19 protein-coding genes and 1 other RNA gene are annotated in these 18,226 nt (G+C 63.2%); 10 read left to right on the forward strand and 10 right to left on the reverse strand.

Annotated features, from left to right (window positions below):
• Positions 1-93: 93 nt before the first annotated feature.
• The 6 genes from IVA98_RS23480 to IVA98_RS23505 all read right to left on the reverse strand — a co-directional run bounded on the left by IVA98_RS23480 (position 94) and on the right by IVA98_RS23505 (position 5,464).
• A complete protein-coding gene (locus IVA98_RS23480) occupies positions 94-603 on the reverse strand; it encodes a dihydrofolate reductase (RefSeq protein WP_247306560.1) in 510 nt (169 codons plus the stop codon).
• Positions 603-1,088: a GNAT family N-acetyltransferase gene (locus tag IVA98_RS23485; protein WP_247306562.1), complete on the reverse strand. Its 486-nt coding sequence runs from the start codon at positions 1,086-1,088 to the stop codon at positions 603-605. Before IVA98_RS23485 ends, IVA98_RS23480 begins: the two co-directional genes overlap by 1 nt.
• A gap of 5 nt (positions 1,089-1,093) precedes the next feature.
• Positions 1,094-1,888, reverse strand: a complete 795-nt coding sequence (locus tag IVA98_RS23490; RefSeq protein ID WP_247278529.1) for a thymidylate synthase — start codon at positions 1,886-1,888, stop codon at positions 1,094-1,096.
• 171 nt (positions 1,889-2,059) lie between these two features.
• On the reverse strand, positions 2,060-3,040 hold the full coding sequence (locus tag IVA98_RS23495; RefSeq protein ID WP_247306565.1) for a tripartite tricarboxylate transporter substrate binding protein BugD: 981 nt from the start codon (positions 3,038-3,040) through the stop codon (positions 2,060-2,062).
• Between the two features lie 140 nt (positions 3,041-3,180).
• On the reverse strand, positions 3,181-4,698 hold the full coding sequence (locus IVA98_RS23500; RefSeq protein WP_247278527.1) for a tripartite tricarboxylate transporter permease: 1,518 nt from the start codon (positions 4,696-4,698) through the stop codon (positions 3,181-3,183).
• A 4-nt stretch (positions 4,699-4,702) separates the two neighbouring features.
• Entirely contained in the window at positions 4,703-5,464 is a 762-nt protein-coding gene (locus IVA98_RS23505; protein ID WP_247306568.1) for a tripartite tricarboxylate transporter TctB family protein, read from the reverse strand.
• Positions 5,465-5,757: 293 nt separating this feature from the next.
• Here IVA98_RS23505 and ssrA point away from each other — a divergent pair.
• The 10 genes from ssrA to IVA98_RS23555 all read left to right on the forward strand — a co-directional run bounded on the left by ssrA (position 5,758) and on the right by IVA98_RS23555 (position 15,397).
• Positions 5,758-6,125, forward strand: a transfer-messenger RNA (tmRNA) gene (gene ssrA, locus IVA98_RS23510).
• 116 nt (positions 6,126-6,241) lie between these two features.
• Positions 6,242-6,760: an SspB family protein gene (locus IVA98_RS23515; protein ID WP_247306571.1), complete on the forward strand. Its 519-nt coding sequence runs from the start codon at positions 6,242-6,244 to the stop codon at positions 6,758-6,760.
• A 102-nt stretch (positions 6,761-6,862) separates the two neighbouring features.
• Positions 6,863-8,326, forward strand: coding sequence for a class II fumarate hydratase (gene fumC / locus IVA98_RS23520; RefSeq protein WP_247306574.1), 1,464 nt, complete (start codon positions 6,863-6,865; stop codon positions 8,324-8,326).
• Between the two features lie 275 nt (positions 8,327-8,601).
• A complete protein-coding gene (locus IVA98_RS23525) occupies positions 8,602-8,790 on the forward strand; it encodes a DUF4169 family protein (RefSeq protein WP_247306577.1) in 189 nt (62 codons plus the stop codon).
• Complete coding sequence (locus IVA98_RS23530; RefSeq protein ID WP_247306579.1) at positions 8,787-9,038, forward strand: ribbon-helix-helix domain-containing protein; 252 nt, start codon at positions 8,787-8,789, stop codon at positions 9,036-9,038. Before IVA98_RS23525 ends, IVA98_RS23530 begins: the two co-directional genes overlap by 4 nt.
• 113 nt (positions 9,039-9,151) lie before the next feature.
• Positions 9,152-9,427: a FeoA family protein gene (locus IVA98_RS23535; protein ID WP_247278520.1), complete on the forward strand. Its 276-nt coding sequence runs from the start codon at positions 9,152-9,154 to the stop codon at positions 9,425-9,427.
• A gap of 23 nt (positions 9,428-9,450) precedes the next feature.
• A complete protein-coding gene (gene feoB / locus IVA98_RS23540; protein ID WP_247355623.1) occupies positions 9,451-11,322 on the forward strand; it encodes a ferrous iron transporter B in 1,872 nt (623 codons plus the stop codon).
• Positions 11,323-11,544: 222 nt separating this feature from the next.
• Entirely contained in the window at positions 11,545-12,042 is a 498-nt protein-coding gene (locus IVA98_RS23545) for a GNAT family N-acetyltransferase (protein WP_247306828.1), read from the forward strand.
• A gap of 137 nt (positions 12,043-12,179) precedes the next feature.
• Positions 12,180-13,694 carry an ATPase domain-containing protein gene (locus tag IVA98_RS23550; protein ID WP_247355624.1) on the forward strand — a complete coding sequence of 505 codons (1,515 nt, stop codon included), beginning with the start codon at positions 12,180-12,182 and terminating at the stop codon, positions 13,692-13,694.
• The gene (locus IVA98_RS23555) at positions 13,691-15,397 is read left to right on the forward strand and encodes a response regulator (protein ID WP_247306600.1); all 1,707 of its coding nucleotides are present in this window, start codon (positions 13,691-13,693) and stop codon (positions 15,395-15,397) included. Before IVA98_RS23550 ends, IVA98_RS23555 begins: the two co-directional genes overlap by 4 nt.
• Before the next feature lie 27 nt (positions 15,398-15,424).
• Here the strand turns inward: IVA98_RS23555 and IVA98_RS23560 are convergent, their stop codons facing one another.
• From IVA98_RS23560 to IVA98_RS23575, 4 genes are all read right to left on the reverse strand, one after another.
• Positions 15,425-16,153 (reverse strand): Crp/Fnr family transcriptional regulator, encoded by a 729-nt coding sequence (locus IVA98_RS23560; RefSeq protein ID WP_247306603.1) that lies wholly within the window; start codon positions 16,151-16,153, stop codon positions 15,425-15,427.
• 156 nt (positions 16,154-16,309) lie between these two features.
• Positions 16,310-16,558 carry a DUF6894 family protein gene (locus IVA98_RS23565; RefSeq protein ID WP_247306606.1) on the reverse strand — a complete coding sequence of 83 codons (249 nt, stop codon included), beginning with the start codon at positions 16,556-16,558 and terminating at the stop codon, positions 16,310-16,312.
• A 55-nt stretch (positions 16,559-16,613) separates the two neighbouring features.
• Entirely contained in the window at positions 16,614-16,853 is a 240-nt protein-coding gene (locus tag IVA98_RS23570; RefSeq protein WP_247306609.1) for a hypothetical protein, read from the reverse strand.
• Between the two features lie 31 nt (positions 16,854-16,884).
• Positions 16,885-18,003, reverse strand: coding sequence for a DUF2336 domain-containing protein (locus IVA98_RS23575; protein ID WP_247355625.1), 1,119 nt, complete (start codon positions 18,001-18,003; stop codon positions 16,885-16,887).
• Positions 18,004-18,226: the final 223 nt, after the last annotated feature.

Consider the following 18,226-nt stretch of genomic DNA (forward strand, 5'->3'; position numbering starts at 1 on the left):
AGGGGACAGGCAGGTCCCTTACAACGCAGCCCTGACCGTCTTCCGAGCTATGCTCGGGCACGAAAAAGTCAATGTAAACATTGGCGAATGCGGTTAATGGCGCGCCCGCCGACGATATGTCACATAGGAGAAGTCGGCGCTGTCGTCGGGGCCGGCAGGATGACGGATGCGCGCCACCTCGTCCCACTCGGCCTTGTCGATGTCGAAATACGTGTCGCCTTGGGGCCGCGCATGCACTTCGGTGATTTCGAGCCGATCGGCGCGATCGAGCCATTGCCGAAAGATCTCGGCGCCGCCGATCACCGCGATCTCAGTGACCGAACGCCGTAGGGCGTCGCCCCGCGCAATCGCGTCCGCATCCGATGCCGACGTCGTGACGATGGCGCCGTTGGCGCGATAGTCCGCATCCCGCGTGATCACGATGTTGGTGCGGTTCGGCAGCGGCCGGGGCAGGGATTCGAACGTCTTGCGGCCCATGATCACGGGCTTGCCGATCGTGAGCGCCTTGAAGCGCGCCATGTCGGATTTCATTCGCCACGGCATGGCGTTGCCGGCGCCGATGATCCCGTTCTCGGCGATCGCGACGACGAAGACGATCTCCATCAGGTCGCGCTCCCGGCAAGCCGTGTCAACGCTGGCCCGGTGACGCGACACAGCGTCCAGTCGTCCATCATGACGGCACCGAGGGATTTGTAGAACGCGATCGACGGCGCGTTCCAGTCGAGCACCGCCCATTGCAGGCGCGACCAGCCGTTGTCGACGCATTCCTTCGCGAGATAGACCAGCAGCGCCTTACCGAGGCCCCTGCCCCGATGCGACGGCCGCACATAGAGGTCTTCCAGATAAATGCCATGGCGGCCGCTGAAAGTGGAGAAATTCGCAAACCACACCGCAAAACCGACCGCCTCGTCGTTCCACTCGGCGATCGCGCAATGGAGCTGCGGCCGCTCACCGAACAGCGCGTCCGCAATCATCGCCTCTGTTGCCTCGATCTCGTGCGAGAGCTTTTCGTATTCGGCGAGCTCGCGGATGAAAGCAAGAACGAGCCCGGCTTCGCCCGGGCGCACGCGGCGGATGTTGAGCGACATAGGCGCTAAACCGCGACTTCCGCCTTGATGTGCGGATGCGGATCGTAGCCGACGAGCTCGAAATCCTCGAAGCGGAACGAGAAGATGTCTTTCACGTCGGGGTTGATCCGCATCACCGGCAGCGCGCGCGGCGCGCGGGTGAGTTGGAGCTTCGCTTGCTCCAGATGGTTGGAATAAAGGTGGGTATCACCGAATGAATGCACGAAGTCGCCGGGCTTGAGGCCGGTGACCTGCGCGACCATCATCGTCAGTAGCGAATAGGAGGCAATGTTGAAGGGCACGCCGAGGAACACGTCGGCAGAGCGCTGATAGAGCTGGCAAGACAATTTGCCGTTGGCAACGTAGAACTGGAACAGGCAGTGGCACGGCGGCAGCGCCATCTTGTCGACCTCGGCCGGATTCCAGGCCGAGACGATCAGGCGGCGCGAGTCCGGATTGCGCTTGATCATGTCGACCACATTCGCGATCTGGTCGATGCTGCGGCCATCAGGCGCGGGCCAGGAGCGCCACTGATGCCCGTAAACCGGGCCGAGATCGCCGTTGGCATCGGCCCATTCGTCCCAGATGGTGACGCCGTTGTCGCGCAAATATTTGATGTTGGTATCGCCCTTCAGGAACCAGAGCAGCTCATGCACGATCGCCTTCAGCGGCAACCGCTTGGTGGTCAGCATCGGGAAACCGGCGGACAGATTGAAGCGCATCTGGTGGCCGAACACCGACAGCGTACCGGTACCGGTCCGGTCGGTCTTCTCGGCGCCGTCTGAAAGAATCCGCTCGAGCAGGTCCTGATACTGGTGCATGTGTCGTGAGCCTTTGGGGAGGCTGGAAAACTTAGCGGCCGCCTCCGCGCTGCGACAGCGGCGATTCGCTGTTCGCGCCGATTATACCCGAAAAAGTGAGCGTTCCCGGCGCAAACGACAAGGGGCGGAACCCAGCGTCCCACCCCTCGCCTATTAGCTTGATCCTGCTGGCTAAGTTGCCGGCTTCAGCACCGGGCTCCATTTCGCGATCTCGTTCTTGACGAGGCTCGCCAGCGCCTCTGGTGTACGGTCCTTGGGGCCGGGAATGACGCTGCCGAGCTCGAGCAGGCGCTTCCGCACGGTCTCGTCGTCGAGCGCCTTGATGGCCGCGGCGTTCAGGCTCGCAACGATTGCCGGTGAGGTTCCCTTCGGTGCGAACATCGCATTCCAGGCCTGGGCCTGGAATGCCGGCAGGCCGGCTTCCGCCGTGGTCGGCACGTTCGGCAGCGACGGATTGCGCTCCGCCGTCGCGATCGCATAGGCCTTGATGGTGCCGGCATTGATTTGCGGCACGGCGTTGACGATCTGGTCACACATGTAGTCGACCTGGCCGGCTACCAGCGCGTTCATCGCAGGGCCCGTGCCATTGAAGGGCACACCGACCGGCTTGATGTCGAGGATGGAGTGCAGAAGCTCGCACGAGACGTGCGAGACCGAGCCGACGCCGGCATGCGCGGCATTCACTTTCTCGGCGTTGGCCTTCACGTAGGCGACGAACTCCTTGAGGTCCTTCGGCGGAAAATCCTTGCGCGCCAGGATCAGGATCGGCGTGCCCGCGAGCAGCGCGACCGGCTCGAAGTCCTTTTCGGGATGATAGGCGAGTTTCGGATAGAGCGGCACGGAGGCGGCATGCGTGCCCATATGCCCGGTGATGAGCGTATAACCGTCGTTGGCCGCACGCGCCGCGCGCGTTGTGGCGGTGGTGCCGCCGGCGCCAACCACGTTTTCGATGATGATGCTCTGCCCCAGCGTCTGCGCCATGTGCGCGGTGACGATGCGCGCGACGACGTCGGTCGGTCCGCCGGCCGCGAACGGCACGATCATGGTGATGCTGCGCGTCGGATAGGTCTGTGCCTCAGCCGGTGCGGCAAGGACGCACAATGATGCGAACGCCGCGGCACATGCGCCCGCAAGCGCGCGAATGACAGTCATCTCGATCTCCCGGGAGACAAACAAAAATGCCGGCCACGAAGGCCGGCATTTTCATTCCACGAAGCCGTCATACAAGTCGATTCGACTTCCGAATGCGGCGCGCGGACGCAGGGCGCGGCGCCGACGCAGGGCGCACCCCCTCAGTTCTCAGACTCGGTGAACACCTCGTCGCGCTTGGCGCGCAACACCGGCAGCACCGTAAGAACCAGGAGGCCCGCCGCGACGGCCAGCAGCACCGCCGATAATGGACGCGTCAGGAACACGCTCCAGTCGCCGCGCGAGATCAGCAGCGCACGGCGCAGGTTCTCCTCCATCAGCGGCCCCAGCACCATGCCGAGCAGCAACGGCGCGGGCTCGAAATCGTGCTTGATTAGCCAGTAACCGACGAGGCCGAACACGCCTGCGAGGATGACGTCGACCGGTGCGTTGTTCACCGAATAGATGCCGATCGCACAGAAGATCACGATCGAGGGGAACATCAGCCGGTACGGCACGCGCAGCAGCCGCACCCAGATTCCGACCAGCGGGAGGTTGATGATGATCAGCATCAGATTGCCGATCCACATCGAGGCGATCATGCCCCAGACGAGATCCGGCTGCTTCTGCATCACCTGCGGGCCCGGCACGATGCCGTGGATGGTCATCGCGCCCACCATCAGCGCCATCACCGCGTTGGGCGGGATGCCGAGCGTCAGCAGCGGGATGAACGAGGTCTGCGCGGCGGCATTGTTGGCGCTCTCCGGCCCCGCCACGCCCTCGATCGCACCGCGGCCAAACCGCGACGGATTCTTCGCAAGCTTCTTCTCGAGCGTATAGGCGCCAAACGATGCGATCGTCGCACCACCGCCGGGCAGGATACCGAGGATCGAGCCGAGCACGGTGCCGCGCAGGATGGCAGGCGTCGAGTCGATCAGATCCTTTCTGGTCGGCATCAGGCCGGTGATCTTCTGCTGCACGAGATCGCGGCTCATCTCGGCGCCGGCGTCGAGATTGCGGATGATCTCGGCAAAGCCGAATACGCCCATCGCCACCGTCGCAAAGCCGAGGCCGTCGGCGAGTTCCGGAATGTTGAAGGCCATGCGCGAGGCGCCGGTCTCGATGTCCGAGCCGACCATCGAGAGCAACAGGCCGAACACGATCATTGCGATCGCCTTCAGCACCGAGCCCTTGGCCAGGACCACCGCGAAGATCAGGCCGAGCACCATCAGCGAGAAATATTCGGCCGGGCCGAACGCCAGCGCGAGCTTCGTAAGCGGCGCGCCGAGGACGGCAATCAAGACCGTCGCGACGCAGCCGGCGAAGAACGAGCCGATCGCGGCGATCGCCAGCGCGGGACCAGCGCGGCCCTGCTTCGCCATCTGATGGCCATCGATGGCGGTAACGACCGATGTCGCCTCACCGGGTATGTTGACCAGGATCGACGTGGTCGAGCCGCCGTACTGGGCGCCGTAATAGATGCCGGCGAGCATGATCAGCGCGCCGACCGGCGGCAGTCCGAAGGTGATCGGCAGCAGCATCGCGACGGTCGCGATGGTGCCGATGCCCGGGAGCACGCCCACCAGCGTCCCGACCAGAGCGCCGATCAGGCACATCAGAAGGTTGATCGGAGAGAGCGCGACGGCGAAGCCGTGAGCGAGGTTGGCAAAGATATCCATCACGCCCTCACTGGATCAGGAAACGCGGAAACATCGGCATCGGCAGCCCGAGCACGTACGGAAACAGGATTGCGCAACCGAACGTCAGGCAGGCGCCGACGATCGCAGCTTCCAGCCAGCGCGTCTCGTGCGAGCCCGTCGCCGCAATCATGAAGCTGACGAAGGCTGTGACCACGAGGCCAAGAGGCCGGATCGCCAGTGCGAAAAAGACGATCGCCGCCACCACGAACAGCGGCCCGCGCCAGGCGTAATGGGCGAGCGGGGCTCCCTCCGTCAGGAGCCCCGTCAGGGCGATACCGGCGGACAAGGCGACCAGCAGGCCCCCGAACATGCGCGGCGCGGTGCCTGCGCCGAAGGAGAAGCCCCGCATGCCCTGCAAATCACTCGATGCCCACAACGCGAACAGCGCCAGCGCCATCAGGACGACGCCGCCGACATAGTCCTGCGCCGATCGGATCGTCATGAACAGCGTGAGAATCGCCACCACGAACAGCGGATAGGAATAGATGAGCGCCAGCAGTACCTCGGACGATGCCTTCTTGGCACCGCCACCGAACGATCCGAGAATGGCGCTGGGCGCGCCGGCGAGCAGCGCCGTCGCGTGGTTAGTGATCACCGTCGCCGGGCCGCGCCCGGCGCCCCAGCCGAAGATCGTCCCGATCGACCAGATCAATTCGAAAATCTGCGGCGCAAGCGCCAGCAGACAAAAACCGAGCGCCACCTTTGTGTTTCGGGTGGCGGTCGCTGAGTGGCCCATCGTGTCGGCCATGCCTGTCTCCTCCGCGACCCGTAAGTCACGAGCACTGTTGTTCTAAATCGGCTGGAACTGGATCCCCCGCCCGGATCACTGCCTAGCGATTTTCATCACACAATGCCAGCAAAACCCAACAGGCTCCGGCGAGCACGAGCCAGAGTGGATTGATGCGCGAACGAAGGTGATCATCGCAACCGTCGCGCTCTTGGTGCGGCAGCGGGATCCATCAATGGCGATGAAACGTGCCAGATTCCAACCGGCGACTGTCCGGAACCTGCGCATGGAAACCGCTGGATCGCCGCTTGAAACCCCTGTTTTTCGAATCGTTTGCCGCCTATATTGGGGATGCCGGTTCGCCGGCTATGGAAATAAACGGTCGTCGCAATAAACCATTCGGACCCGGGGGCGGTACCCGGCGCCTCCACCAAAGCCCACCGATGGGCTGGCCCAAGAAGCGGGCTTTGGCGGGGGCGAAATAGGATCGACGAGGGCGTAAAGGGCGTACTTTTTCCCGGTATTGTTCCGCCGTTATCGGGCTACTGCAATAGTTGCCAACGACAACTTTGCTCCGGTTGCTCAGGCTGCGTAACGCAGTTTGAAAGACCACTCTAAAGTCCTAGCGGGTTAAGCTCCGCTAGGCGGGGTTCGGAGGCACCTGGCAACAGAAGCCTCCACTTTACTCTTTGATTTCTTCCCCGGCGGGGACTCCTGCTGGCCCGTCAGGCGCGGTACTATTGCGGCCTGGCGAGTCGGGCCGGCAGGGCCCGGCTTCGGGGATGCAACAGGACCACCATGGCGACCGATCATATCCGATACGATGTGCTGGCCCGCGACGCGCTGCGCGGCGTGCTGCGCAAGGTGCTGACCGATGCGGCGACCCATGGATTGCCGGGCGAGCACCATTTCTTCATCACCTTCGTGTCGAAGGCCGAGGGCGTGAAGCTGTCGCCGCGGTTGCTCGCGCAATATCCGGAAGAGATGACGATCATCCTCCAGCACCAGTTCTGGGACCTGACCGTGCTTGAGGACCGTTTCGAGGTTGGCCTCTCCTTCGGCGGCATTCCGGAGCGACTGGTGGTGCCGTTCAGCGCCATCAAGAGCTTCCTCGATCCGTCCGTGAAATTCGGCCTCCAGTTCGACACCTCCGACATCGCCGAGGTGGTGCCCGAGAGTTTGCCGGCAGCACCCGCACCGTCGGCCGTCGCGGTACCCGCGCCCGCCGCTGAGCCGGGGGAAAGCACGGAAGCGCCGGCGGCCCCGAACCAGGGCGGCGCCGAAGTCGTACGGCTCGATCGTTTCCGCAAGAAATGATCTAGGCTGCCGCCCCCGTCGCGCGCGGCCGGACTTCCTATATATCCGACGCCCTATATAGAAGAGCATATCAAGGGGCCGCGCGGCATTCCGCACGGCGAAATGGATGTGCTCATGGACAAGACTGCCCGCTCAGAGACTGCCCGCTCAGAGACTGCTCGCTCGAAGACCGACCGCCCCGCCACCCGCACCGAGACCGATAGTTTTGGCCCCATCGAGGTCGCCGCCGACCGCTATTGGGGGGCGCAGACCGAACGCTCGCGCCAGAATTTTCGCATCGGCACGGATCGCATGCCGATCTCGCTGGTGCATGCGCTCGGCATCGTCAAGCTCGCCGCGGCACAGTCCAACCGCGAACTCGGTCTGCTCGACCAGCGCCGCGCCAACGCCATCATCCGCGCTGCGCGCGAGGTGATCGAGGGCAAGCTGGACGATCATTTCCCGCTGGTGGTGTGGCAGACCGGCTCGGGCACGCAGACCAATATGAACCTCAACGAGGTCATCGCCAACCGTGCCAACGAGCTGCTCGGCGGCGAGCTCGGTGCCAAGAAGCCGGTGCATCCCAACGACCACGTCAACATGAGCCAGTCGTCGAACGATTCTTTTCCCACGGCGATGCACATTGCCGCCGCAAGCCGCATCAATGCCGATCTCGTCCCTGCGCTCAATGAGTTGCTCCGCGCGCTGCGCAAGAAGGAGAAGGAGTTTTCCAAGATCGTGAAGATCGGCCGAACCCACACCCAGGATGCGACGCCGCTGACGCTCGGCCAGGAGTTTTCGGGCTATGCCGCGCAGGTCGAGAGCGGCATCGCCCGGCTCAAGGCCGCGGTGAAGGAGCTCTATCCGCTGGCGCAGGGCGGCACCGCCGTCGGCACCGGCCTCAACTCCAAGCCGCGCTTTGCAAAGCTGTTCGCAAAGCACGTTGCCGGGATCACGAAGCTGCCCTTCACCAGCGCCGCCAACAAATTCGAGGCGCTGGCCTCGAACGATGCCTATGTGCTGGCGCACGGCGCCATCAATTCGGTGGCGACGGGCCTGTTCAAGATCGCCAACGACATCCGCCTGCTCGGATCCGGCCCGCGCTCGGGCCTCGGTGAGCTGATCCTGCCGGAGAACGAGCCGGGCTCCTCGATCATGCCGGGCAAGGTCAATCCGACGCAGTGCGAGGCGATGACCATGGTGTGCTGCCAGGTGTTCGGCAATCACACCGCGATCACGATCGCCGGCAGCCAGGGCCATTTCGAGCTCAACGTCTACAAGCCCGTGTTGGCCTACAACATGCTGCACTCGATCCGCTTGCTGGCGGACGCCGCGCGCTCCTTTACCGAACATTGCGTCAGCGGCATCCGCGCCGACGAGACGCGCATCAGGGAGCTGATGCAGCGCTCGCTGATGCTGGTGACGGCGCTCGCGCCGAAAATCGGCTACGACAATGCGGCCAAGGTGGCCAAGACCGCGCATGCCAACGGCACCACGCTGAAGGAAGAGGCGCTGCGGCTCGGCTTCGTTTCGGCCGATGAATTCGACCGCCTGGTCCGCCCCGAGAAGATGACCAGCCCGGGATAATTCCGAATTCCGATAGCCATCCGTAGTGATACGGACGCCAGACCCGCAGAAATATGCGGCTTTGGGGACGGGATTTGATTACCGTCAATGGCGCTGCTTGGCGGCGTGCTGCGCAGCCCTTCTGCCCTCGACAGGGCGAAATTCATCGTTTGATGGCCGAGTGGCCGATTGACGAGGACGAGCGAATGGCAATCAAGTCTTTTGGGGCGCAATGCAGCGCCCGGTTTCTGAACGTTTCAACCTGCCTGAAGAGGATCGGGTGATGGAGACGCGGCATGGGGAACGTCATCAACCTGAATCGTTTCAGGAAGCGCGCCGAGCGGGAAGCCTCGGCGAAGCAGGCGGACGTCAACCGGGCGAAGTTCGGTCGCACGAAAGCGGAGCGGTCGGCGGAGGAGAAGCGGGCGGACCGGGCGAAGGAGCATCTGGATCAGCACCAGATCGATCGCGAGGAGCAGCCATGAAGTCGCCCGTCGTGAAACGGTCGATCGTCGTCGCCGGCCACAAGACCAGCGTCAGCCTGGAAGAGGCGTTCTGGAACGGCATGAAGGAGATCTCGGGTCTGCGCAACATGACGCTGTCCGAGTTGGTCGGCGAGATCGACAGTAACCGCCAGCAGGGTAATCTGTCGTCGGCGATCCGGCTGTTCGTCCTGGACTACTTCAAGAGCCGCGCCATGGCCGTCCAGCCGGAAAAGGTCTCCGCCCAGTAGCCGCCGGGACTTTCCCCTGAGGCGACCTGCTCTGCACTTTAAAATCACTCTAAGGTGCAGCTTCGGCGAGCAAGCGCGCTTGACCTCAATGCCCTGGGTTGAAAATACAGGGCATGACCGACACCAACGATACGCGTTCGCAGATGCCGCTGGGCCTGGCGCAGCGCGGCTATACCGGCGTCATCCAGCATCTGTCTGCCCGCGAGGCGGGCTCGGCGCTGTCGGACATCGAGCTCGAGAGCCGGCTGATCGAACTCGGCTTCGTCGAGGGCGCCCGGGTCGAGGTCCTGCATGAGGGGCTGGTCGGACGCGACCCGATCGCCGTGCGGGTCGACAACATCACCATCGCGGTCCGTCGTCGCGAGGCCATGGCCATCATCGTCGCTTAGATAGCGGCCGGATATTTGCTCCCATGGAATTACCCCTGCTGCATCTCGCCCTGGTCGGCACACCAAACAGCGGCAAGACCTCGCTGTTCAATGCCCTGACCGGCAGCCGGCAAAAGGTGGCGAACTACCCGGGCGTCACGGTCGAGCGCAAGGAAGGCTTTTTCGTCACGCCGCTGGGCCGCCAGGTCTCCGTGGTCGACCTGCCCGGCACCTATTCGCTGCGCGGCCGCAGCCCGGACGAGGAGATCACCCGCGACTTCGTGCTCGGCAAGGCCTCCGGCGAGACGATGCCCGATCTCGTGCTGTGCGTGGCCGACGCGACCAATCTGCGCCTGACCATCCGCCTGCTGCTCGAGCTCAAGCGCACGGGACGGCCGATGATCCTCGTGCTCAACATGTTCGACATCGCCACGCGCCGCGGCATCAATGTCGACGTGGAACGGCTCGCCAAGGAGCTCGACGTGCCCGTGGTCACCTCGATCGCGGTGCGCAAGGGCGGCACGGCCGATCTGTTGCAGCTGACCGACGAGATCTCGGCCAAGCTCGCTGCCGAGCTGCGCGAGAACAACTGGCGCGCGCTCAGCGTCTCCGAGCTGCGCGCCACCCAGCGCGAGGCCGACCGCATAATCGCCGATTGCGTCAGCCTGCCTGCTCGACCCGACACCTGGACCGCCCGGATCGACGCGATCGTGCTGCATCCCGTCGGCGGCCTGATCGTGCTGACGCTGATCCTGTTTATCATGTTCCAGGCGGTGTTCGCCTGGGCACAACCGGCAATGGAGCTGCTCAAGTCCGGCTTCGATGCGCTCGGCGAGGTCGTTCAGGCCACCCTGCCCGCCGGCCTGCTGCAGAGCTTCCTGCAGAACGGCGTGATCTCAGGCGTCGGCAGCGTCATCGTGTTCCTGCCGCAGATCATCCTCATCTTCCTGTTCATCCTGCTCCTGGAAGATTTCGGCTACATGGCGCGCGCCGCGTTCCTGATGGACCGCATCATGGGCGGCGCCGGCCTGCACGGCCGCGCCTTCATTCCGCTGTTGTCGAGCTTTGCCTGCGCCATTCCCGGCATCATGGCAACGCGCGTCATCGACAACAAGCGCGACCGGCTGACCACGATCCTGATCGCGCCGCTGATGACCTGCTCGGCGCGCATTCCGGTCTACACGCTGATCATCTCCGCCTTCATTCCGGCCAGGGACCTCTGGGGCTTCATCAACTTGCAAGGCCTCGTGATGTTCGGCCTCTATGCCACCGGCATCGCCAGCGCGCTGCTGGTCTCGTTCGTGATCAAGTTCTTCATGCTGCGCGACTATGCCCCGGCGCCGTTCATGCTGGAGCTGCCGGACTACAAAGCGCCGCGGCTGAAATCGATCGCAATCGGCATCTACACCCGCGCGAAGATGTTCTTGCAGCGCGCCGGCACCACGATCTTCTCGATGATGGTGCTGATCTGGTTCCTGGCTTCGTTCCCGCAGCCGCCTGCGGGCGCCACGGAGCCGGCGATCGATTTCAGCCTGGCTGCGATGATCGGCAGGGCGCTCGAGCCGCTGCTCGCGCCGGTCGGCTTCAACTGGCAGATCGCCGTCGCCCTGATCCCCGGCATGGCGGCGCGCGAGGTCGCGGTCGCAGCCCTCGGCACCGTCTATGCGATCGAGGGCGGCAAGGAGGCGGCCGAGCAGATCGGTCAGGTGCTGGCGACGAAATGGTCGCTCGCGACCGCGCTGTCGATGCTGGCCTGGTACATCTTCGCCCCGCAATGCGCCTCCACGCTGGCGGTGATCCGGCGCGAGACCGGAAGCTGGGCCTGGATGGCCGTGACCTTCACCTACATGCTGCTGCTGGCCTATGCGGCGAGCCTCGTCACCTACAATGTCGCGGTCGCGCTAGGGGCGGGCTAAAGCCCCTCCCAACAAAAGCTGCGAAAACAACCCCATGCACAGTGGACGGGGGTCATGAAATCAATGGCTTACGCGTGTGCGAAAGTCATCCGACCATAGCTGGGGTAACCGGGCGAAATTCGGAAAATCAGTTGACCCGTCGGGCAAAACACCGGCATGATGGCATCGTCGACCTTCAACGCCATCAAGATCGCGGCCAGTCCGAAAATCGCCATCGGCTTCATGGATCACTTCAGCACCGACAGACTGACCGCCGAGAGGTTGCACGAAGACCATCTCGCCGACCTCGTCGCACTCCATCTCGATCCCGATGTCTCGCGCTATATCGGCGGCGTACGCTCGGCCGAAACGACGACGAAATATCTCGCCACCAACATGGCGCATTGGGACGAGCATGGCTTCGGGCTGTGGACGCTGCGATCGAAAGACGGCGCATTCGCCGGGCGGGCGGGAATCCGGCACATCCTCGTCGACGACGTCACGGAGATCGAGATTGCCTACGCGTTCAAGCGCGATCTCTGGGGCCAGGGACTTGCGAGCGAGATCGCGAGCGCGCTCACGGACATTGGGCTGTCGCAGCTCGCGCTGCCATCCCTCATCGGCATCGTCTATGTCGCGAATGGCGCATCGCGCCGCGTGCTGGAGAAGTCGCACTATCTGCTTGAGCGGCGCACGAACCGTCACGGCGAGGACGTCGCGATCTACCGCAAACGGCGGTGAGAGACTGATCCGGGCCTGGCCGGTGGAACCCGGCGGCGGCCCGAGAGTTCCTTACCGACCTTACAGTGCAATGCGGCTGCTCGCCTCGGGGCGGGGCAAGCAGCGGCCGTCCGGTAAACAAGTGCAACGGGGGTTCAATGACCGGTACGTCCAGGTCTGTGTCCGACAGTCATCTTAAGGATTTGCCGAGAGTTTCGACGGGCAGCGACGGCCTGGATGACATTCTGGGCGGCGGCTTGGACGCCAATCGGATGTATCTTTATGAGGGACGGCCCGGCACCGGCAAAACCACCATCGCGCTCCAATTCCTTCTCAGGGGCGTGCGCGATGGCGAACGCGTGCTCTATATCTCGCTATCTGAAACGAGACGGGAGCTGGAGCTTGTCGCGCATCGGCACGGCTGGTCTTTGCAAGGCGTGGATATCTTTGAACTAGTCCCGCCGGAGACAACGCTCGATCCCGAACGCGAGCTCACGGTGTTCCATCCCGCAGAGATGGAGCTGAGCGAAACCACCAATTTGATTTTCAAGGAGGTCGAACGCGTTGACCCCACGCGCGTGGTGCTCGACAGCCTGTCCGAACTGCGCCTGCTGGCTCAAAACCCGCTGCGATACAGACGCCAGGTTCTGGCTCTGAAGCATTATTTCACCAATCGCAATTGCACGGTGGTCCTGCTCGACGATCTCTCATCGTCCCAAGACGACCTGCAGCTTCATTCCATCGCACACGGCGTCGTCATGCTCGAACAGCTGGCAATCGAGTACGGGGCTGAGCGGCGACGGCTTCGCGTGATCAAGATGCGCGGCATAAGGTTTCGCGGCGGCTACCACGATTTCACGATCTCGGAAGGCGGCTTGCGGATATTCCCCAGGCTGGTCGCGGCCGAACATCACAAGCCCTTTTCCGGCGATTTCACGCCCAGCGGCAGCGCCGAGCTCGACCAATTGCTGGGAGGCGGCCTCGAGCGCGGCACCAACGCACTTCTCATTGGCGCTGCCGGCGTCGGCAAATCATCGCTAGCGCTGACCTATGCGATAGCGGCGGCGGAACGTGGCGAGCACGCCGTGTTCTTCGCCTTCGATGAAGGCCGCGGTACCGTGGAGGCGCGAGCCCGCACGCTCGGCTTGCCTCTCCAGGCTCACATTGACTCGGGGCGAATTCGGTTTCAGCAGATCGATCCCGCCGAATTGTCTCCCGGCGAGTTCACGGCGAACCTGCGCCGGAGCGTCGAGGTCGACAACGCGCGCGTGGTGATCATCGACAGTCTGAACGGTTACTTGAATGCGATGCCGGATGAGCGGTTTCTCATCCTGCAGATGCATGAACTCCTGAGCTACCTGGCACAGCAGGGCGTGCTGACCATCCTTATCCTCGCTCAGCATGGACTGGTCGGCCCGATGGATACGCCGCTCGACATCAGCTATCTGAGCGATTCGGTCTTGATGCTGCGCTATTTCGAGTTCGGCGGACGAGTGCGGCGCGCCTTGTCTGTCGTCAAGAAGCGCAGCGGCAATCACGAGCACAGTATCCGCGAGTTTCGGCTCGGCAGCACCGGGATCAAACTGGGCCCACCTCTCAACGAATTCAGCGGCATCTTTTCCGGCAATCCGCATTATACCGGCTCGGAACTCCCGGAAGGGCTGGCCGAATGAGCGCCCGCCGGGACAACCGTGTTCTCGTATACGCGCCGATCGGCCGGGACGGACCGGCATCGGCCGAGCTTTTCCGCGGCGGGAATCTGGACGCGGTCAACTGCCGAAGCCTGCTCGAACTCGTCAACGAGATGACCGCTGGCGTGGGCACCGTGTTTCTGGCCGAGGAGGGATTGTTCGGGAAAGATACGGCGCCGCTGGCACAATGGATCGCGAACCAACCGCCATGGTCCGACCTCCCATTTGTCGTTCTCACCAGCCATCGAGAGCAGCCGGCAGTCGTCGCCTGGCGCCGCAGCATCGTCGAGCTTCTGCGTAACGTTTCGCTGCTCGAGCGGCCGGTGCAGCCGATTACGCTGACCAGCGCGGTGCAATCCGCGATGCGGGCACGGCGGCGTCAATATGAGATCCGGGCTCTGCTTGAGGCCCGCGAGCAGACGGCGCAGGAGCTCGAGAAGCTGGTGATCGAGCGGACGCGAGAGCTGAAGGAGGCCAACGAGCAGCTTCGCCTCGAAATGAACGAGCGCGCTCGCGTGGAGGAAACGTTACGCCAGGCTCAGAAAATCGAAGCCATCGGCCAGCTCACCGGCGGCGTGGCTCACGATTTCAACAATCTGCTGATGGTGATTTCCGGCGGGCTCGACATGCTCGACCGCCAGACAGATCCAAACCGGCGCCGGCGTCTGATGGACGGGATGATCCAGGCGGCGCAGCGCGGCGCCAGCCTGACCAAGCAGCTTCTGGCGTTTTCCCGCCGGCAGAAGCTTCGGCCGGAGCCCGTCGACGTCGCCGCGCAGATCGGCGGCATGCGCGAACTGCTCGATCGCAGCCTGAGGGGCGATGTTCATGTCGAGTTCGATTTTCCGGAGCAGCTGTGGCCGGTAGAGGTCGATCCCGGTGAGCTCGAGCTGGTCATTCTCAATCTGGCCGTCAACGCACGCGACGCCATGCCCAATGGCGGCACGATCGTCGTGCGCGGGGAGAATCTACCCGACCTGAAGGACCAAGAGATCTCCGGCGATTATGTGCGTCTCTCCGTTATCGACACCGGTGTTGGGATGGCTCCGGGCGTCTTGTCCCGCGTCTTCGAGCCGTTCTTCACGACCAAGGACGTCGGAAAAGGCTCCGGCCTTGGGCTGGCGCAGGTCCATGGATTTGCGACGCAGTCGCGCGGCACGGTGCGCATCCAATCGGAGGTCGGCCGCGGCACCAGCATCGAGCTGTACCTGCCGCGGTCGTTCGACGTTCCTTCCAGAGAGCGACACCTCATCGACCTCACCAGGGTGCGGCCGAAGAAGAAGAACCACGGTCGAATCCTGCTGGTCGAAGACGATGACGAGGTGGCTGCCTTGGTCAGCGAGATGCTCGGCCAACTCGGCTATGAGGTCACGCACGCCTCCAGCGCCGCGGCGGCGCTTGGTGCCCTGGCCGACGGGCGCTCCATCGATCTGATCTTTTCCGACATCATGATGCCGGGCGGTATGAACGGGGTCGAGCTCGCGCGAGAGATCAAGAAAAGACGCAGTGACGTACCCGTCTTGCTGACCAGTGGATACGCCGAAGCGGCCGTCCATGAAGCGGAGGCCGAGGACGTTCAGATCCTGGCAAAGCCCTATCATATCGACGAACTGGCCGCCGCCCTTCACGCGGTCAAGTCAAAGCTTCGGCTCGACACGGACTCAAGGCGCTCGAATTGCCGCTGAGCTGGGCGGACGCACGAGAAAGCGAAATCAGACCGATGGCCGCTGATGCAGGTAGATCTTTTCGAACTGCCCGACCTCCTCCACCTTGGCCTTGTCGAGCAAGTGGAAGGTTCTGCGCTCGGTTGCGACGAGACCATCGTGACGAAGCTGCTGCAGGATCCGGTTGACGTGGACGACCGATAATCCAAGGCAGTCCGCCAGTTCGATTTGCGTAATCGGGAGCTCGAAGGACCCCTTTGTCGTGCGCCCGATCAGTTCAAGCCGCTCGTAAAGCTCAGCCAACAGGTGCGCCATTCGAACACGCGCCGGCCTGCGTCCGACATTGACGATCCATTCCCTGAAGATTGCGGAATCGATCAACGTTTCGCGCCAGAGCGCAGCCGCTACGTTCGGTCGCCTTTGATTTAGCTCACGCAAGGCGTCGTGCTTGATGAAACCGAGGGTACATTCCGTGAGCGTCGTCAGGTCATGATCCATGACGTGCAAGTGCAGGCTCTGGAGGTCCGGGATCTCTCCTGGCATATGGAGCGAGAGAATTTGCCTCTGTCCGTCCGGCGTAAGCTTGGAGCGGAATGCAAAACCATCAACGATCAGGCAGGATTCCGAGGGGCGGTCACCGTCACGCACGAAGCGCTGCTGGGCCGGGACGCGCTTGCTATGGATAGAAAGTTCTTGAAGTGCCAGGACATCGTCCTGGTCGAGCCGATTGACTTTACTGAGTTTTTGAACGAGTGCAGCCGTTAACGTTGCGGGCATCGCACACCTCTCCGCGCTTGAGGAAGTTTGAGCCGGAAAGGAACTCGCCGCTCCGGCCGATAGGCGGGAGCACAAAACTCTCAGCCACCAGCGCCCAAGAGTCGCGGCCGGTGATCAGGGACAATCATAGGTTAAGGGGAAGGTTCCGCTCAGCGCCTAAGTTAATTTCTGGTCTGATACCCGCTCGATCTCGAAGCGCAACGAAACCAGCAAAACCGGGCCGAAATCATCGCGAACTTCGATTGCCAGCGTCCGGAACGCCGAACCGGGCAGCACGTCCCTGGCGAACTCGGCCATCGCCGTGGAGACCATAGTCCTCACCTCCTCCAAGGAGGCGATATCGACGCCGATCTCGTCGGCGATGAAGGTCTCATTGTCCCGCGTGTCGAAGTAATAGCGTGGCATGCACGCAAACTGACGGCCAACGCGTCCGTTCCTCGCTCCCAAGCCGTTTGTGCGCTTACCGGAAATACCCCAGCACCAGATCGATGTCCGAGCTGCCGGCCAGCGTGCCGTTCAGCTCGGCGTCGATGACGCGGCGGCAGGCTTCGATCGCGGCGTGGTCGCCGAGGTCGTTGGCGGCTTCCAGCACGAGCCAGGCGGCGTCGACCGACGCCTTGTCCGGCGCACCGCCGCCGAGATCGGCGGCCGGTGCCTTGTTGATCTTCTTGCGAACGGCGGTGCCGAATTGAGGCAACATTGCAGATACTCCCCTGTCCTCAATGTACTTCTCAGTGTACCTGGAGCTCGGGCTGGCGGCCCGCATCGGCACCCGCGCTGTTCTTGCGCGACTGGTAGAACTTCAAGATGCTGCGCGAGGTCTCGATCTTGAGCCGGCCGTACTCGCGCTCATTGTCCTGCAGCTCGCGGGCCGTGATCAGATGATCCTTGGCGCCGAGGAACAGCAGCGACATGGTCGTGTCCCAGGAGAAGTCGAGTGCCTTGCACAGCACCAGGATCATCTCGCGATTACGGTCCATCAGCGCACGCTCGATCACGTCGACCGGCAGCGCCGACAGCAGCGACAAGCCGATCTGCACTTCGTCGAAGCGGTGCTGGCGCGCATAGTTCGAGATCGAGTCCTGGTTGAGATTGCCCTGGCGGTACTGCGTCGTTACCACGCGCTTGGCGACGAAATAGCTGCGCGAGGACGGGCCGAACTTGGACTGAAGATCGCCGGTGACCTCGGTCACCGAGCTCTGGATCTGCGTCATCATTTCGGGTCGTTCAGTCTCGAGCCGGCGGCGGACGTCTTCCGCGGCCTTGGAGATCAGCTGCTGGAAGATGTGACGCGGCACGTCCTTGCGCAGGCCAAGCTGTTCGGCAAGGATCGAATCTCCCTCGGCGCGGCGCACCATGTGCAGCAGGCCTGAGCCGGAGAAGCGTGCGCCCTCGTTCTTCGCAACGGACGTCACCACCTCCTGGTTGCCGCGCTTGACCAGCACGTCGGTCACAGCCTCGCCGATCGACTTGCGCTGGGCGATCGCCAGCAGATGCGACTGGCTCTTGGTCATGGCGCTCTCGACCAGCATCTTCTCGTCGATACGATTGGACTCGCGCAGCACGGGACCTGCGACCTCGATCTCGTCGTCGAGCGCGAGCTTTTCGATGACATTGAAGGGGGCATGGTCGCACGCCGACATCACCTCCGAGAGCTGCACCCGCGCCGCGACCTCGATCTCGTCGGCAAGCCGCCCGATGACCTCGCCGAACATGCTGATCTCGTCGTCGCTGTAGCGGCCGGTGATTAGGATGTCGGTCGCATGCCACAACGCCTTCACACGGCTTTCGTCGGTGCCGCGTGCGATCGCGTCGTCCAGATCCTGCAGAAGCGTTTTCGCGCCGTTCATCTCGATAACCCCCAGTTCTTGGCGAGCCGTTCTCGCCGAGCAGCTCTTGACGAGCAGCTTGGCAAGCCGTCCCGCCGCTCGTGGCAGGACACCGGATTCCTCAGGAACCGACGCTAGAGATCAAACGCGAGAATTCAGTAAAACCGGCGAATCAGTTTTGCCGATCAAAATTCATTCAAATGCGTGGGAATGGAAGGCGCGGGCAAGGTGCTGCTTCACCTCT

The organism is Bradyrhizobium sp. 160 (assembly GCF_023073735.1).
In the GTDB taxonomy this organism is placed as follows: Bacteria; Pseudomonadota; Alphaproteobacteria; order Rhizobiales; family Xanthobacteraceae; genus Bradyrhizobium.

Excerpts from the sequence above, each read along its gene's own strand:
- feoB (WP_247355623.1), top strand. The coding sequence starts at position 9,451 with ATGGAATTACCCCTGCTGCATCTCGCCCTGGTCGGCACACCAAACAGC.
- IVA98_RS23530 (WP_247306579.1), top strand. The coding sequence starts at position 8,787 with ATGAAGTCGCCCGTCGTGAAACGGTCGATCGTCGTCGCCGGCCACAAG.
- IVA98_RS23505 (WP_247306568.1), bottom strand. The coding sequence starts at position 5,464 with ATGGCCGACACGATGGGCCACTCAGCGACCGCCACCCGAAACACAAAG.
- IVA98_RS23555 (WP_247306600.1), top strand. The coding sequence starts at position 13,691 with ATGAGCGCCCGCCGGGACAACCGTGTTCTCGTATACGCGCCGATCGGC.
- IVA98_RS23565 (WP_247306606.1), bottom strand. The coding sequence starts at position 16,558 with ATGCCACGCTATTACTTCGACACGCGGGACAATGAGACCTTCATCGCC.
- IVA98_RS23550 (WP_247355624.1), top strand. The coding sequence starts at position 12,180 with ATGACCGGTACGTCCAGGTCTGTGTCCGACAGTCATCTTAAGGATTTG.
- fumC (WP_247306574.1), top strand. The coding sequence starts at position 6,863 with ATGGATGTGCTCATGGACAAGACTGCCCGCTCAGAGACTGCCCGCTCA.
- IVA98_RS23515 (WP_247306571.1), top strand. The coding sequence starts at position 6,242 with ATGGCGACCGATCATATCCGATACGATGTGCTGGCCCGCGACGCGCTG.
- IVA98_RS23570 (WP_247306609.1), bottom strand. The coding sequence starts at position 16,853 with ATGTTGCCTCAATTCGGCACCGCCGTTCGCAAGAAGATCAACAAGGCA.
- IVA98_RS23560 (WP_247306603.1), bottom strand. The coding sequence starts at position 16,153 with ATGCCCGCAACGTTAACGGCTGCACTCGTTCAAAAACTCAGTAAAGTC.
- IVA98_RS23480 (WP_247306560.1), bottom strand. The coding sequence starts at position 603 with ATGGAGATCGTCTTCGTCGTCGCGATCGCCGAGAACGGGATCATCGGC.
- IVA98_RS23545 (WP_247306828.1), top strand. The coding sequence starts at position 11,545 with ATGGATCACTTCAGCACCGACAGACTGACCGCCGAGAGGTTGCACGAA.
- IVA98_RS23485 (WP_247306562.1), bottom strand. The coding sequence starts at position 1,088 with ATGTCGCTCAACATCCGCCGCGTGCGCCCGGGCGAAGCCGGGCTCGTT.
- IVA98_RS23575 (WP_247355625.1), bottom strand. The coding sequence starts at position 18,003 with ATGAACGGCGCGAAAACGCTTCTGCAGGATCTGGACGACGCGATCGCA.
- IVA98_RS23495 (WP_247306565.1), bottom strand. The coding sequence starts at position 3,040 with ATGACTGTCATTCGCGCGCTTGCGGGCGCATGTGCCGCGGCGTTCGCA.
- IVA98_RS23535 (WP_247278520.1), top strand. The coding sequence starts at position 9,152 with ATGACCGACACCAACGATACGCGTTCGCAGATGCCGCTGGGCCTGGCG.
- IVA98_RS23525 (WP_247306577.1), top strand. The coding sequence starts at position 8,602 with ATGGGGAACGTCATCAACCTGAATCGTTTCAGGAAGCGCGCCGAGCGG.
- IVA98_RS23490 (WP_247278529.1), bottom strand. The coding sequence starts at position 1,888 with ATGCACCAGTATCAGGACCTGCTCGAGCGGATTCTTTCAGACGGCGCC.